Raw genomic sequence first — 14,884 nt, forward strand, 5'->3', positions numbered from 1 at the left:
GTTGCTTACCTCCCCGTCAGGAAGGCTGGTTCTGGAATTTCTCGTGAAGCTTGCGCAAGACATCCATCGCGACATCAACCGCATCGGGATCAAGGTCGCCCAGAAAAACCATGCGCAGGCGCGCCGCAGTCTTTTCCACTTTTGCCGCTAGGGCTCGACCGTCATCCGTCAGCTGAATGAGTTTAACCCGGCGATCAGTGTCGTCCGGGATGCGTCGGATCAGGTCTTCCTTTTCCAACTCATCCACAACGCGAACAATCGTTGCTCCTTCAATTCCGACTCTTTCGGCTAGCACGCCCTGAGGAATGCAATCGCCATGCCGTAAAAGCGTCATGAGCGGTATAGCTTTTGCATCCGATAGGCTGTGCTCGGCCATTGCTGCGTCGAAGGCTTTGCGCCATCCACGGGCATTGGCAGACAGCAGCGGTGCAAATTCAGCCCAAGCTTGGTTCATCACTTAAATTCCATTCAAATAGATAGCTTCATATCTATATGGATACAATCTAGTTCAAATCAACTACTTTATTAGTCCCATCAAATGTTTGTGTAGCCACCCATTCAATTTACCCCAAATGACCAAAAGGCTTGACCATGGGGCCAGCCCTCTGCCATCGATGCGACATGCGCGCGAATTATAAAATGCAGAGACTTTATATCGAGGCCGGCCCTGGCGATGGAAGACTGGGCGATGGCGTAACCGTGGGAGCGCCAACGCAGGCCGCTCATTATCTGACGCATGTGCTGCGATTGAAGGACGGCGATGAAATCCTCGCTTTCAACGGGCAGGATGGCGAATGGAAAATGCGATTGCGGCCTGAAGGCAAGAAACGACTGTTTCTTGAAGCCATTGAGCAAACACGGCCGCAGCCTGAGCCTTGTGATTTGATCTACTGCTTTGCCCCGCTGAAACAGGGACGGCTTGATTATATGGTGCAGAAGGCCGTGGAAATGGGTGCAGGCGTTTTGCAGCCGGTTGTCACGCAGCACACGCAGGTGCCAAAGCTTGGGACAGACCGCATTAAGGCCAATGCCATCGAGGCCGCCGAACAATGCGGTGTGCTTGCTATCCCCGAGTGCCGCGATGCAATCCGCTTTGATCGTTTTCTGGCGCAGTGGGACCAGTCGCGCCGCCTCATCTTCTGCGATGAAGGCCATGAAGAAAATGACCCGCTAACTATTCTGAGCAGTTTAGAGCTCGGCCCCTATGCGGTTCTTATCGGCCCTGAAGGCGGATTTTCAGAGACTGAGCGACAGCAATTGCACAGCCTCCCGTTTGTAACTGCCATTCCACTGGGGCCTCGCATTCTGCGTGCAGATACGGCAGCCGTTGCAGCACTTACGCTTGTCCAAGCGGTGTTAGGCGACTGGAAAGCGAACACATGAATATGAGAAAATCCAATCATCAATGAAATTGACTTGCGCGATTTGACAAATTTGTCCAATCACGCTGACAAATATAAATCCGACTAGGGACAATACGCATGGCGCGCGACACGACCGATGAAACAGCACTGACCGGTGTTGAAGAACTCGCAGCCTATCTTGCCGAAGGCAGCAAGCCGAAAGATGCGTGGCGCATCGGCACAGAGCACGAGAAATTTCCTTTCTACGTCGCTGACAACAGCCCTGTTCCTTATGAAGGCACGCGCGGCATCAAGGCCATTCTGGAGGGTATGAAGGCCAAGCTGGGCTGGGAACCAATCATGGATGAAGGCAATATCATCGGATTGGTAGAGCCAACGGGACAGGGCGCGATTTCGCTCGAACCTGGCGGCCAGTTTGAACTTTCCGGTGCGCCCCTTTCGACCATTCATCAGACCTGTCGTGAAGTGAACGCCCATCTTTCGCAAGTACGCGAGATTGCCGAGCCACTCGGCATTCGCTTCCTAGGCCTTGGTGGCAGTCCAAAATGGACGCTGGCTGAAACGCCGGTCATGCCGAAGTCGCGCTATAAAATCATGTGTAACTACATGCCGAAAGTCGGGCATGAAGGTCTCGACATGATGTACCGCACGTCGACCGTTCAGGTTAATCTCGATTTTGGTTCCGAAACCGACATGCGCCGCAAGATGCAGGTTTCGATGAAGCTGCAGTCGATTGCAACAGCGCTCTTTGCTAGTTCACCTTTCACCGAAGGCAAGCCGAACAATCTTCTGTCGTGGCGCTCCAATATCTGGCGCGACACCGACAACCAGCGCTCGGGCGTGTTGCCATTTGTCTTCTCGGAAAACTTCGGCTTCATCGACTATGTCGAATGGGCGCTCGATGTACCGATGTATTTTATCCTGCGTGATGGTCGTTATCATGACTGCACACATGTAACCTTCCGCCAGTTTATGAATGGTGCTTTGAAGGGCGAAGTCAGCGATCCTGTGCCGAACATGGGCGACTGGACCAACCATTTGTCGACGCTGTTCCCGGAAGTACGCCTCAAGCGCTTCCTCGAAATGCGCGGTGCTGATGGTGGCCCTTGGCGCCGTATCTGCGCCCTGCCCGCCTACTGGGTTGGGCTGCTCTATGATGATGAAGCGCTCGATGCCGCAGAAGATCTGACAAAAGACTGGACCTATGAAGAGGTGCTGGCGCTGCGCAATGACGTGCCAGCCAAGGCACTCAATGCTTCATTCCGTGGCAAGCCTGTTGCGCAGATCGCTCGCAAGACGCTCGAAATCTCGCGTCTTGGCCTCCTCAACCGCAACAAGCTGAATGCCGACGGATTTGACGAAACGCATTTCCTGGCACCGCTGGAAGAAATCGTCGCTGCAGGCATCACTGACGCCGAGCGCATGCTCAAGGCTTATAACAGCGTGTGGACTGGTTCAGTCGAACCAATCTTCCTAGAGTATGCGTATTAATCTTCTCATAAAACGGATGTTATCTTCGTCCGTAACCAGCGATGCGCCGGGTCACTTTCCCGGCGCTTATGCCATATCTGCACAAAGGGTATAGGCGGCAACGCAACAGGTACAGGCAGCAAGATAAGATTATTATCCGGCGGCAGATTTTTGAGCCCGCCACGCGCGATGGTCAAAATCAGGTCTGTGCCTGCGATTAGCTGTGGTGCAACACCCCAATGCGGAACAACCACGGCAATATGGCGCGTTCGTCCCGCAAGTTTCAAACTTTCTTCAATCTCAGTCGTCGCATCGCCACGCACTGCAACAAGTGCGTGTGGTCGTTCAAAATATGTCTCGGCATCGAATGGCCGCCCTTTAAGACTGCGGCGGTCCAACAAACACACATATTCGTCTCTCATCAGCACATCTGCCGCAATTTGGGTAGGCAAGTGCGGGAACACCCCAAAGCCCATATCAATCTCGCCATCCAGAACACGCGCGATCATGCCTTCGCGACTGAACTGGCTGATAGCAAGATCAATGCCCGGTGCATCCTTTCTTAATTCTCTGACCAATCCCGGTAAGACGATACCGCCACCATAGTCGGACATGGAAAGATGAAAGCGGTGCTGCGTGGTTGCAGGTTCGAAACCCAGCGGGCCAAGCACACTTCGAACGCCCGAGAGCACTTCCGTGAGCGGTTTTGTAATTTCCATTGCTTTTATTGTGAGAGATAGCCCTGCACCTTGCCGAATGAGAAGTTGGTCATCCAGCAACTCACGGAGACGCGCCAGCGCGTGACTGACTGCTGGCTGGCTCATATTGAGCCGCACGGCTGCACGCGACACATGACGCTCTGTCAGAAGCACGTCCAGAATCACCAACAGGTTGAGATCAACATTCCGCAGATTATTCGTCGGGTGCATGATTGCCTCGGATATCTGAATTTCAAATTCTCAATATCTATAGCTAGATCAGAGCCAAAGGAACATAGGAAAGGTTTTCCATGCAGGCTCAAGGATCACTTACATTTCTCTTCGCTGCCCTCATTGCGGGTGCGGTGGTGCCGTTTCAGGCTGGCGCGAATGCCGCTTTGGGGCGCACTCTCGGCCACCCACTCTGGGCAACGGTCGTGTCGTTGATCGTCAGCCTCATCTGTGTGCTTCCGGTCTTACTAGCAATGAAGGTTTCACTGCCCACATTCGCCGGACTTGCCGGACAGCCAAAATGGATATGGATCGGCGGTGTGGCCGGTGTGGTTTACATAACCGCTGCGATACTGTTCGCGCCAAAGCTCGGTGCAGCAAGTTTCATGACAGCAGTCATTGCCGGTCAGCTCATCGCGTCCGTGCTTATCGACCATTTCGGCATCGTGGGCTTTGCGAGCAAGGCAATCACCCCCTCCCGAATTGTTGGCGTTGCACTTGTCGTCATCGGCGTCATCGTCATGCAAGGCCCATCGCTCTGGCGAACTGCGCAAACCTTTACAGCCGCTTCCGGACAGAACTGAAGGAGATGACTATGAATACCCAATCGACCTCTCTCACGCTGGGCGAAGGCGCAATCCCGGTACAGATCCGCTTTGCACGGCCAACCGACAAATTCAGCGAAGTCGTTACCTTCTACCGGGATGGGCTTGGCCTGCCAGAGCTGGGGTCTTTTGCAGATCATGCTGGATATAATGGCATCATGCTCGGCCTACCCGGGAAAAGCGCGCATCTGGAATTCACCGAGCATCAGGCAGGTAGCCCTTGCCGGGCTCCGTCAGAAGACAATCTGCTTGTGATTTATATCATCGACGAAAACGCCTATGAACGGCTGAACTGCCGTATGCAGGAAAAAGGTTATGCTCCGGTTGAACCTGAGAATCCATACTGGATTGACCGCAGTTTTACCTATGAAGACCCCGACGGTTGGCGCGTTGTGATCTGTAACCAAACAGGTGTCTGATCGAAGCGTTACAGCGGCTCTAGTTAAGCTTAAGTTGCTGGGACGCTGCAACTATTTGTTTTTAAGCATTATCCACCGCAAACGAAAAAGGGCGCGATCATCGCGCCCTTGTTTACATTCAGCTCGTCACTTGCGTACCTTTTGTTGGATCAGGGATCACGACAATGGTGCTGCCATCACGCACATTGTTATAAAGGTCGATGACATCCTGATTGAGCAGGCGAATACAGCCAGATGATACTGCCTTGCCGATGCTCCATTCCTCAGTTGAACCATGAATACGATAAATCGTGTCACGTCCGTCCTTGTGAATGTAAAGTGCGCGCGCGCCTAGCGGATTTTTCAAGCCGGGAGGCATACCGCCATTGGCGATGCTGTAGGGTTCAAGCGCCGGTTGACGTGCCACCATTTCATCGGGCGGGGTCCAGCGCGGCCATTGGCGTTTATACGCGATAATCGCACGGCCAGCCCACGAAAAGCCATCACGCCCAACGCCAATACCATAGCGCATGGCGCGACCATTGCTGCGAACATGATAAAGATATTTATTCGGCGTATCGACAATAACCGTACCGACCTTCTCGTCGGTCGGATAGTCAACTTCCTGCCGCCAGAATTTCGGATCAACCTTGGCAACATTTACTGCCGGCAGAGGAAACTGCTCATAGGGCATCGCCTCATACATTGGCGGAACGGCGCGCACCGGGGCCGGTTCAGCGGCCACTTTTACAGGGCTCGCCTGTTGGGCGGTCGAAACGCAGCCGGAAAGTGCAATCGCACTGGCACCAATCAGGAACGCCCGGCGGCTTGTCACGCCGTTTGGCAAGAGCGGCCCACCACCGCTTTCAGAAAATTTACGCGACATTCAAAAACTCTTTCATCTGCACAACTTGAAACCACATGCCTTCCAAACTGGAATACACGCCGGCGAATGTGTGCCGAGAAAGAAGAGGCCAAACTTAAGTCAGCCTTAAGAAAACAACATAATCTGCAACTTACATACAATCTGCGGGCAATCACACGGACGACTGTTGCTAAAATAACGATCCCTGCCCGCCGGGACGCGAGGAGGATGGTTTGCGTGTTGTACCTTTGGACGAAGGTGCTCCGGGAGTTTCGCCCGCGGTCGCCGCAACATCGCCATCTCTGAAGCGAATCGACAGGGCGTCACCTTCAGCAACGCTGGTCGCCTGTTTGACCGGATTGCCTTCCGCATCGAAAACAATCGCGTAGCCACGCTCCAATACGCTTTCATACGACAGTGTACGCATGAGACGTTCCAGCTCCTGCCCGCGACGTCTGGTACGTTCGAGCAGCAAGCTGATCGCCTGATCACGGCGGCGATCTAGCTGCTCAATTGCATTCTTTGCAAGTGTGGTGCGCCGCAACAAAGGTTCCGGCGTCAACCGGTCGGCACGTCTTGCAAACGCGGTTCGGCGCTCACGCAAGAAGGCCTCAAGTGCGCGCGGCAGCCGCTGACCAAGCAGCTTCATATTGCGTTTTTGCTCGTCGAAACCGCGTTGCAGTAAGCGCGGCGACAATTGACGCGCGCGGCCCTCAAAATGAACGCGCTTCTTTTGCGTGTTCACAAAAAGCGCCCGTGTTAACCGCGAAGCAGCTTCATCGAAACGACGACGCGGTAAAGCCAGCAACTGATCAGCCGAAGGCAATGCCCGGCTTGCCGCGCGATGCGCCTGACGTTTCAAGTCGATAAACCGCGACATGGCCGAAGCCAGTCGCGCGGATTGCGTTGCAACCGTTGCGACCAGATCGGCTTTAACAGGAACCGCCATTTCAGCAGCACCTGTCGGCGTTGGTGCGCGCACGTCGGCAGCCAGATCAATCAATGTCCAGTCCGTCTCATGGCCAACAGCTGAAATCACCGGAATATGCGATGCCGCTACTGCCCGCACGACGATTTCATCGTTAAAGCCCCAGAGGTCTTCAAGGCTGCCGCCACCACGTGCCACAATCAGCACATCAGGACGCGCTATCGCGCCGTCTTCGGCCAATGCATTGAAACCGTCAACCGCTGCGGCCACTTCCGCACCGCTGGTATCACCCTGTACGCGCACTGGCCAAACGATCACATGCAGCGGGTATCGATCCGAAATGCGATGAATAATATCGCGAATGACCGCACCAGTGGGCGATGTGACAACGCCAATCACGCGCGGCATGAAAGGCAAAAGCTGCTTTGCCGCAGGATCAAACAGACCTTCGGCAGCAAGCCGTCGCTTACGCTCTTCGAGAAGCGCCATCAAAGCGCCTGCGCCTGCGGGCTCCATCTGCTCAATGACGATCTGATATTTGGAAGAGCCCGGATAGGTCGTCAGTTTGCCAGTGGCAATGACTTCCATCCCCTCTTCTGGGCGAAAGCGCAAACGCCCCATGGACCCGCGCCAGATCACCGCCTCTAGCCGGGCACGGTCGTCCTTCAATGCGAAATAGGCATGACCCGACGAATGTGGACCACGATAACCAGAAATCTCGCCGCGCACGCGCACATGCGAAAATGTATCCTCGACCGTCCGCTTCAAAGCGCCGGAAATCTCGGAAACACTATACTCCGCTACATTCGAAGCGGTGCCGCTTGGTATAGAATCGGAACCCATGCTCATCCCATCATAGGCAACCAGCCCCCCCCTCCGGTCAACTGGTCAAGACGCCGTCTTTTGTGATTATGCACGGTCACCAGCCTGGCAGCAACTCGTTGCTGCGCACGCGACGAGTGCGGACGGATGGAAACGATGCGATTTCAGCGGAAACCATAGATGCTGGTGCCGGCGAGGAAATATTATCAAGACTTTCAATAATATGCTGTGCCAAAGCGTCAACTATCGCATTCTGCTTGGTGTGCCCACGCATGATGCCGATGCCAAATTCTGGCAAAGTACCAAATCCATCCGCTTCGCTCAAAACACGCATTCCAGGCCGCAGCGCACATTCCGGCAAAACCGATACGGCAAGCCCTGAAAGCACGGCCGCAGCAAGTACCGTCGCTGACCAGCTGGTAATGATAATGCGATAATCGCGCTCGACCTGTTCCAGAACATCAATGGCCGCATGACGCCAGATACAGGTCGGCCGCCCTACTGCAAGCGGAAGCATTGCTTCCTCGTGCACCGCATGATTGGCCGACGTCACCCATAACAGCGGCTCAGTACGCACCACTTCGGAGCGCCGCTTGTCATCACATTGCGTCACAAGGGCAATATCAAGCGTTCCGCGACGGATCATTTCATCCAGATTGACTGTCGGCTCGCAAACCACCGACAGTTCGACACGTGGATTGGAACGCGCAAACCGCGCCATGATTTCTGGCAAAAACCGATCAGCATAATCATCCGGCGTACCGATACGCACATGGCCTTCGAGTTGCGTGTCGTCAAAAGCCGCGACGGTTTCGCCGTTCAACAGAAGCATACGACGTGCATAAAGAAGCAATCTCTCGCCATCTTCGGTCAGGCGGTTCATGCGACCATCACGTTCAAACAGCGCTTTGCCGATCCGTTCCTCAAGCCGACGCATCTGCATGGATACTGCCGACTGGGTCTTGAAAACAGCATCCGCCGCCTTGGTAAAACTGCCCGTATCCGCAATGGCAATGAAGGTCTGCAACTGGTCAAGATCCAAGGGCGCGCTCATCAGAACCATCCATCATAATTATTGAACTATCACATTAAAAACATTCGTTAGAACAATCAATTCAATTATTGGATAAAGGCGACATCGCAGAGAATGGAGACGCGAAAGCGAATGACCTGACGATAGAAACATTTTGACCAAGCGCGCTTGAAGGAGAGCGGCAATGACAGCGATAAGCAAAACCACCATAACACCCTTACCTGCAACGAGTGCAACGACCTCCGTGCTCAAGCAAATGGTACAAGCCGTGTTTACGTCGGTTCTGCGTCGCTGGACGCTTTTCCGAAATCGGCGCCATGTGATGCACCTCAATGAGCTCGACAATTATCTTCTAAAAGATATCGGGCTGCAGAGCGGAGATATTTATACAGCGATTCACCAGCGCGGTGCAGACGATCCGACCCGTGTTCTGGCCGCCCTAGCAGATGCGCGCTCGCGCGTTGAGGCCACACGCCACATCTGCTGATCGAACATCTGGCAGGCGCCACCTTCACAGGCCGGGTCCCCTCTCGGCCAGCCTGTCTCTTTGCCCGGCCGCACCTCTGCTGCCGGGCTTTTTTTATGTGCAAACCCAGCGCGACCTTGGCACAAAGCCAGTCTTTCCGTGCGCTGATGCGAAATAACTGAATTTGCCACGATTTTTTTGAAAGAAGGGCTTGCGCTCGTCGTTTGAGTTCGCTAGATGGAGGCCGTCGACGAACGAAGCTTCATGCTTCTGTCGCAATCGCGTTTCAGTCAGATATAACTGATCCGCGAGCCCTGCTGGGGAATAGTTTAATGGTAGAACGACGGACTCTGACTCCGTTAGTCTTGGTTCGAATCCAGGTTCCCCAGCCAAAAAAATCTTCAAAAAATCAGATGCTTAAGTGATTTGAAAGCCTGTTAGAACGTGGATTTCATGTTGCGTCTTGTTGCAAATAGATTCCTCGTAATTACAACTGGTTACCCCCCCGGGCAAATCCATGCAACATGCTTGACTCTTTTGTTGGCATGAACAAAATAAGAACGTCATATTAAATAGACACGCCTGGCGGCGAGTGTGTCTGCTTTTAACGGAGCAGGACAATGAATGCGTTTGTTCAAGAGAATGAATACGACGACGAAATTGAACTGGTAACCGTTTCAGCCCGACAGAGGATGAAGTGACCATTCGGCATCGCAAAGGTCGGTCGCGTAGGACCGACTTTTGCACCTGACCCTTACGACGGAAATTCCACTGAAAATTCAGCGCGGCTGGTGTACTCGCAAAACTTAGGAATTGTGCGTCGGCTTCGTTCCAGTTTTCGATGCGATTTGTCAGTGCACTCTCAGAAGGTACTCTAAGCCCTGCGTGAAGCCACGTGGCGCGACGGTAAGGTGATCTTCGTCGTCCAAGACCGCCGACTTCAATTGCAGATTCGGATACTTTCGACTCTGCAACGCTAGTTCTAAAGCCCGGTTGTCGGCGACCATATCTACCGTCTGATTATAGCGCCGGTCGCCTTTGCGCTGCGCCTCATAGGCGCCAACATAAAGATAGACCTTCGCTGGTAGGTCCTTGTTCTGCGTGGCGTAAGCTGTTTCAAGCTTCAAGGTGTGGCGCTTGTCGTACCATAGAGAGGGGCTACCGAGGATATAGCCGCTAAACAAGCCAGGTTCGGTGAACAGTATCTGTGCGCCAAGCAAAGCGCCGTAGGAGTGGCCAAGGAAGAGTGATCTGGCGGGATCGGTCCGATAGCGGGCGGCGATAAATGGTTTCACCTGATCACCCAAATATCGTTGATAGGCCAGTCCGTGCCCATGGATCGCATTAGCAGGTGCGCTCCTTGGACCGTTCGATGTAGGGGTGTAGTCGCGCTGACGACTGACCTTGCCATCCTCACCTTTTCCATAAGACAAACCGACAAGAACGAATTCCTCGATCCGGGGCCCTTCGACGTTCAGACGACGGCCGATCTGCCGGATGATCGGGAAAGCGTAGTCAGCATCGGTGACGTAAAGCACGGGGTAGCGCCGTTGTGGATCCTTCGCATAGGATGGTGGTAAGGCGACGAAGACTTGGTAACCGCGACCGGAAACCGGATCGGGCACATCCCAGACTTCGCTATCGATGATCTCGTATGCGCTCCCCTCTCCCAACTGAGCTTTTGGAGTCGACTGAGCGTACGTGGGCGTCAGACCACTAGGGACGCTGACGCCGGCGATGACAGCTATTAGCAGGGCCTTCAGAAAACATCGTCGCATGTGAAGTCTCCGCGCGTAGGGATTTCTTTGGTGTCAACCATTAATGGCGTACACGCGCGGCATTAAGACTAAAATTTTATCAAATGGATTCGTACTTAACAAAACGTGAGGGCTGAGATTGGTGGTTTCGGCTTTCCGCCAGCCAAGCTATAAGGCTGTCCGTAATTTGTCGCAAAAATCCCCAAACTTGCGACAGATATGATTCAAGATGACAGGGACCTACATGGTCCGCTGAAGTCGTCTTCGTCTCCTATCATCGAACGGCCATAATGGGTCGAAAGCTGACATTTAAGATACCACAAATGAGGCCAGCAATTATACCTGATCCCATCGTGCGAAATTACTGCAACTTGGTTTGCATTTCGCAGATAACCTATTGATGCACAAAGAACATGATACGCATCATTTTGGAAAATAATCTTTATATATCAATAAATTGTCGAGGACTCTGACTCCGTTAGTCTTGGTTCAAATCCAGGTTCCCCAGCCAAAATTCTCTTCAAGAAAATAAAATGTTTAGCGAAATAAAGTGGTCTTCATAGCGCACATTTCATGTCGCGTTTGTCTACAAATAGATTTCCAACGATTGCAACTAGTTACAAAATATCCCGCAACTACCTAACGTGATCATCAAGATCGACGCGGCGCACATATTTTTCCCGCCCACCGTTAACGCGTTCGTGCAGCTGAACGTCACCGGGGCCTCTATTGGAGCTGATAAGGAACGGAAAGTTGCAATCAGCACGACTGTGAATGTGCCTCCGAGACTGACGGCCGAGCTCATGGCAAAGCCTGCGAGCATCCATGTTGATAACTGCTCATCTAGCCGATAGTCGGCATGCCAGCGACATCCCTCTAAGCTGCCATCTTGATGGCCTTCCCACTGATTGATAAGCCACGGCCCGCCACGTTGATGAGCCGTGCCATTGTATTTCCTGTCCGCATCAAAAAACCGCCTCGAAGGCAGTTAAGTGGTGGGTTCAACAACATTTGAAGCTGTTAAATCAGCAGTTTTGGGGTAATACCCCCCTCACGATAGGTAGCAGCTTGGAAATATTCAGATGGATTGGTTCATTGTAGTCTTCGTTACGTTCAAAGTCCTCGTCTTAGGCACGGGCATGTTCTTCGCCATCAAGTGGCATTACGATCAAGGAAAGAAGACCAAATAACGAAACCAATGGACCGTAAGCGCCCGCCGAACACACCCTTGACGCCTCAGACTTGTCGGCAGTTTTCCAGTGATCCGGCAGCAATTCCCGATACGGCTATTAGGCAACATCGGCAAGCGGGTAAGCATGTCCTTGATATAGCATAAGTCCGGTTCATGGTGGATATCGGCACGCGCCACCGTAGATGAAACAGTGTCTGCGACGTCAATCGCTTCTTTCGAAAGGCTCACTGAGCCACATTCAACTGTTCACTGCGCTTATCATTTCGCCCTTTAGCCGGAATCAACCCAGCTAAACTGAGCGCCGATTTCCCATATACGCATCTTCGCCTATGCTCGTTGGGGCTGGCCATCCGTTTTCGGCACATTAGTTTTTCACGATTGATCGAACGAACAGCATGTCGTCGATTTTCGCCCAAAAGTGATCCTGGACGAACGTGAGTATCTGCCATTCAGTGCATCAGACGGAACACTTCTTTTCCACCTGCTCCGCAAGCTTTATGAGCGCACCAGGTGTATCACCACCAATTTCAGCTTCAGCGAATGGCGAGCGTTTTGGAGTTGCAAAGATGCCAATGTCACTTCTCGATTGACTTACCCACCATCACCACATCTTGGAAACTGGAAACGACAGCTTTCGTTTTAAGGCAAGCTCTTCAGCACCCTCCGAAAAACAAAGGACACAACCAACAACTTGACCGAACCCCGAGCCAAAATCCATAATTAACGTTGGCTCAGTTCCCGATCAAAACCCGGCTAGCTTTTGAGTGGAAAGCAACACTTTATGCAAACGCCAGTCATAAACGTTGAGACCTATCTCCCAGTTAGCAGCGCCGCAAATGCACTGTTTATACTTGACCATAACGCGCAGTACAATGCCTCGACCTGGCAGTAGTTTATGGACGAGCGGGTTTGGTATTGCAACATTTCTGCACCGGAACCTCAAGCATAACCCGACCAACCGTTCAACGTTCATCATAATGAGAACCTCGCTCAGGTGAGCTTTATTGCTAAGGCATGGCGTAGAAACGATCAATCGATGTCGATTAAACTAGTACTAATGAGATAATTGGGAACTTTTTCTTGTCGGAGAATGCGGCTATGGTGAATATTGGCTCTCGAATTGAAAGTGTCGATAAGCGATAATGAATCAGATTTCATTTTCAACGGATATGATTGAAGACGAACTTCGCAACGATTTCTGGCGTGAAGTTCTGAAGCCAATGTATGAAATCACGTTGGACAAGGGGATGCGGAATTATCAGCTTTTTGGTTCTGCAAAAGGGCGAGCAGTTGGTGCATCGCTTCAAATTGGCTCGACATCTTTTAATACCCAGAACTACTTACGCACACCAAAGATCATCGCGCATGGCGGTCTGGATCACTATATTCTGCAATTAATTACTGCTGGAGATTTGCGCGGTAATTTTAATGGTGTCGATTTATGGGCAAAGCCTGGTGACATCGTCGTTATTGACTTCACGCAAACTGTTGAGAGCACAGCATATGATGGAAGTCGAATAACCGTTATGCTCGCCCGCGAAGAGCTAGAAAGAGTGGTTGGTTGGCGGAATCTGCATGGTGTTGTTCTGCGCGCTCACGAACCGACGACACGGCTCCTATTCACTTATTTGAAAGGCCTGAATGATGTGGCAGGAGAGCTGGATCCTACAGAGGTCTACTCGGCACAGGAGGCTATGCTATCTCTGTTAGGCGCCAGCGTTACAGCAGGCGTAGCAGAGAATCTTGCTGTCAATCTCACAATGCGTAAATGCATACTCACTTACATCAATGACAATCTTGCCAGCCCGCTGCTTGGTCCGCAGACGATCATGCGTCATTTTCGCGTGTCCCGATCGCACCTTTATCGCGCTTTCGAGCCGGATGGCGGTGTAGCCAAAGTCATTCGCTACAAAAAACTGGATAGTGCCTACCGGATGTTGATCAAGCAGAAGGGACAACCCGCGTCCTTGAAAGACATTGCTTATCGCTATGGATTTCACGATAGCATGCAGTTTTCCAAAGCATTTAAAATCCGATTTGGCATATCTCCAAAAGATGCGAGTAAGTTCGGCGCGCCCCTCTTAACGGCCGACCCTCACAGTTTTTCTTACACGCATCATTTGTCTGAACAAGCAACAAAAGCGGGGATAGGTGTTGGTCAACGATAATCATCGGGAAGAACACTAATCTTACTCCGCCTGTCCTCAAGAGTGATCTTGATCGTTGCGACTCAACGGCTTTGCCAAGCGTAATACCACCGACCTCTCGCTTAAGGTCATCATCCCGACCGATAGAACCGTTGGTATGCTGTCTGCATAGCACGCAAGTGTGGCTGCCTCGCTTCCCGTTGCTGCGAAAAGGACCACTTGCCAAGCAAGTACTACGTCAACTATTGACGGCTGGAATGAGATCAAAGGCAAGTAATATTCGATTTATTCGTGAGTGGATCATCAAAACTACAGAAATGCCAAGACAATGATCCTGGGAGATATACAAAAGACGAGCTGCACGTCTCTGCCCATCACTGTTGTTGCGGTTTGTGTCGTTAGATCGACACTGATGTCATCATAGTTCAAAATCACACGATCGAGCGGATAGACAGCTTTATAGATAGCCTCCTTCGCACAAAACAAGACCCGATCAGAAAGGTCCGAGACGCGTTCATTTCCAGTCTTGTCGGTAGAAATTCTAACAAGCGATTGAATATCTATAGGAAGAGGGACTGCCGGTTCAACATCAATGCCTAGCCCTTGGAAATCAGCCGCGTTTCCCACGGCAGCAACAGCAACTTCGTCATCATGGGCGAGTGAACCGACGATCCCGTCAGGCCAAATGGGCTCTCCAGTTGGCGCGCGCAAAATCTGGAATTCGTTTCTGCCCCGCTCCGCAAGCAATCCGCGCGCAATATGGCGCACCGCGCCGCTTGCTTTGAGCCGCTTGGGATTGTTGGTCTGAATTGATTGTCTTTCCTCCGCAAGAAGGAGGGCTTCATCTCCGCTGTGAATAGCGCAGCAGCCTACCGAAACTCCTCGCGGCACAACGGCTGACAAAGCTT

Annotated in this window: 13 protein-coding genes, 1 tRNA gene and 1 pseudogene; 8 read left to right on the top strand and 7 right to left on the bottom strand. The window is 52.3% G+C overall.

Annotated features, from left to right (window positions below; genetic code table 11):
* Positions 1-16: 16 nt before the first annotated feature.
* Positions 17-454, bottom strand: a complete 438-nt coding sequence (locus OIV19_RS15630; protein WP_151091031.1) for a MarR family winged helix-turn-helix transcriptional regulator — start codon at positions 452-454, stop codon at positions 17-19.
* A gap of 167 nt (positions 455-621) precedes the next feature.
* Here OIV19_RS15630 and OIV19_RS15635 point away from each other — a divergent pair, with 167 nt between their 5' ends.
* Positions 622-1,383, top strand: coding sequence for a 16S rRNA (uracil(1498)-N(3))-methyltransferase (locus tag OIV19_RS15635; protein WP_319637603.1), 762 nt, complete (start codon positions 622-624; stop codon positions 1,381-1,383).
* 98 nt (positions 1,384-1,481) lie between these two features.
* Entirely contained in the window at positions 1,482-2,855 is a 1,374-nt protein-coding gene (locus OIV19_RS15640; RefSeq protein WP_264232200.1) for a glutamate--cysteine ligase, read from the top strand.
* A gap of 5 nt (positions 2,856-2,860) precedes the next feature.
* On the opposite strand, the gene OIV19_RS15645 is transcribed toward OIV19_RS15640, so the two are convergent.
* Entirely contained in the window at positions 2,861-3,763 is a 903-nt protein-coding gene (locus tag OIV19_RS15645) for a LysR family transcriptional regulator (RefSeq protein ID WP_264232201.1), read from the bottom strand.
* A gap of 80 nt (positions 3,764-3,843) precedes the next feature.
* Here OIV19_RS15645 and OIV19_RS15650 point away from each other — a divergent pair, with 80 nt between their 5' ends.
* Together OIV19_RS15650 and OIV19_RS15655 are read left to right on the top strand one after the other, a co-directional pair.
* Positions 3,844-4,347, top strand: coding sequence for a DMT family transporter (locus tag OIV19_RS15650; RefSeq protein WP_264232202.1), 504 nt, complete (start codon positions 3,844-3,846; stop codon positions 4,345-4,347).
* An 11-nt stretch (positions 4,348-4,358) separates the two neighbouring features.
* Positions 4,359-4,787: a VOC family protein gene (locus tag OIV19_RS15655; RefSeq protein ID WP_264232203.1), complete on the top strand. Its 429-nt coding sequence runs from the start codon at positions 4,359-4,361 to the stop codon at positions 4,785-4,787.
* 118 nt (positions 4,788-4,905) lie between these two features.
* On the opposite strand, the gene OIV19_RS15660 is transcribed toward OIV19_RS15655, so the two are convergent.
* The 3 genes from OIV19_RS15660 to OIV19_RS15670 all read right to left on the bottom strand — a co-directional run bounded on the left by OIV19_RS15660 (position 4,906) and on the right by OIV19_RS15670 (position 8,435).
* A complete protein-coding gene (locus OIV19_RS15660) occupies positions 4,906-5,652 on the bottom strand; it encodes a L,D-transpeptidase (protein ID WP_151091043.1) in 747 nt (248 codons plus the stop codon).
* Between the two features lie 169 nt (positions 5,653-5,821).
* Entirely contained in the window at positions 5,822-7,402 is a 1,581-nt protein-coding gene (gene xseA, locus OIV19_RS15665; protein WP_191793384.1) for an exodeoxyribonuclease VII large subunit, read from the bottom strand.
* A 76-nt stretch (positions 7,403-7,478) separates the two neighbouring features.
* Positions 7,479-8,435, bottom strand: coding sequence for a LysR substrate-binding domain-containing protein (locus OIV19_RS15670; protein WP_151091045.1), 957 nt, complete (start codon positions 8,433-8,435; stop codon positions 7,479-7,481).
* Positions 8,436-8,598: 163 nt separating this feature from the next.
* Here OIV19_RS15670 and OIV19_RS15675 point away from each other — a divergent pair, with 163 nt between their 5' ends.
* On the top strand, positions 8,599-8,901 hold the full coding sequence (locus OIV19_RS15675; RefSeq protein ID WP_151091046.1) for a DUF1127 domain-containing protein: 303 nt from the start codon (positions 8,599-8,601) through the stop codon (positions 8,899-8,901).
* Between the two features lie 297 nt (positions 8,902-9,198).
* Positions 9,199-9,272 (top strand) — tRNA-Gln (locus tag OIV19_RS15680).
* Between the two features lie 459 nt (positions 9,273-9,731).
* Here the strand turns inward: OIV19_RS15680 and OIV19_RS15685 are convergent.
* Complete coding sequence (locus OIV19_RS15685; RefSeq protein WP_264232204.1) at positions 9,732-10,658, bottom strand: alpha/beta hydrolase-fold protein; 927 nt, start codon at positions 10,656-10,658, stop codon at positions 9,732-9,734.
* Positions 10,659-12,247: 1,589 nt separating this feature from the next.
* Between OIV19_RS15685 and OIV19_RS15690 the strand changes: the two are divergent.
* Both OIV19_RS15690 and OIV19_RS15695 read left to right on the top strand, forming a co-directional pair.
* Positions 12,248-12,524 (top strand): annotated as a pseudogene (locus OIV19_RS15690) (ATP-binding protein); the annotation flags it as partial.
* A gap of 444 nt (positions 12,525-12,968) precedes the next feature.
* The gene (locus tag OIV19_RS15695; RefSeq protein WP_498831052.1) at positions 12,969-13,997 is read left to right on the top strand and encodes a helix-turn-helix domain-containing protein; all 1,029 of its coding nucleotides are present in this window, start codon (positions 12,969-12,971) and stop codon (positions 13,995-13,997) included.
* A gap of 288 nt (positions 13,998-14,285) precedes the next feature.
* Here OIV19_RS15695 and OIV19_RS15700 read toward each other — a convergent pair whose 3' ends face one another.
* Complete coding sequence (locus OIV19_RS15700) at positions 14,286-14,879, bottom strand: 4'-phosphopantetheinyl transferase superfamily protein (RefSeq protein ID WP_264232206.1); 594 nt, start codon at positions 14,877-14,879, stop codon at positions 14,286-14,288.
* Between the last annotated feature and the right edge of the window lie 5 nt (positions 14,880-14,884).

This window comes from Brucella sp. HL-2 (assembly GCF_025846885.2).
Lineage (GTDB): Bacteria > Pseudomonadota > Alphaproteobacteria > Rhizobiales > Rhizobiaceae > Brucella > Brucella quorumnocens.

Coding starts and splice junctions, on each gene's coding strand:
- OIV19_RS15630 (WP_151091031.1), bottom strand. CDS start 454: ATGAACCAAGCTTGGGCTGAATTTGCACCGCTGCTGTCTGCCAATGCC.
- OIV19_RS15635 (WP_319637603.1), top strand. CDS start 622: ATGCGCGCGAATTATAAAATGCAGAGACTTTATATCGAGGCCGGCCCT.
- OIV19_RS15640 (WP_264232200.1), top strand. CDS start 1,482: ATGGCGCGCGACACGACCGATGAAACAGCACTGACCGGTGTTGAAGAA.
- OIV19_RS15645 (WP_264232201.1), bottom strand. CDS start 3,763: ATGCACCCGACGAATAATCTGCGGAATGTTGATCTCAACCTGTTGGTG.
- OIV19_RS15650 (WP_264232202.1), top strand. CDS start 3,844: ATGCAGGCTCAAGGATCACTTACATTTCTCTTCGCTGCCCTCATTGCG.
- OIV19_RS15655 (WP_264232203.1), top strand. CDS start 4,359: ATGAATACCCAATCGACCTCTCTCACGCTGGGCGAAGGCGCAATCCCG.
- OIV19_RS15660 (WP_151091043.1), bottom strand. CDS start 5,652: ATGTCGCGTAAATTTTCTGAAAGCGGTGGTGGGCCGCTCTTGCCAAAC.
- xseA (WP_191793384.1), bottom strand. CDS start 7,402: ATGGGTTCCGATTCTATACCAAGCGGCACCGCTTCGAATGTAGCGGAG.
- OIV19_RS15670 (WP_151091045.1), bottom strand. CDS start 8,435: ATGAGCGCGCCCTTGGATCTTGACCAGTTGCAGACCTTCATTGCCATT.
- OIV19_RS15675 (WP_151091046.1), top strand. CDS start 8,599: ATGACAGCGATAAGCAAAACCACCATAACACCCTTACCTGCAACGAGT.
- OIV19_RS15685 (WP_264232204.1), bottom strand. CDS start 10,658: ATGCGACGATGTTTTCTGAAGGCCCTGCTAATAGCTGTCATCGCCGGC.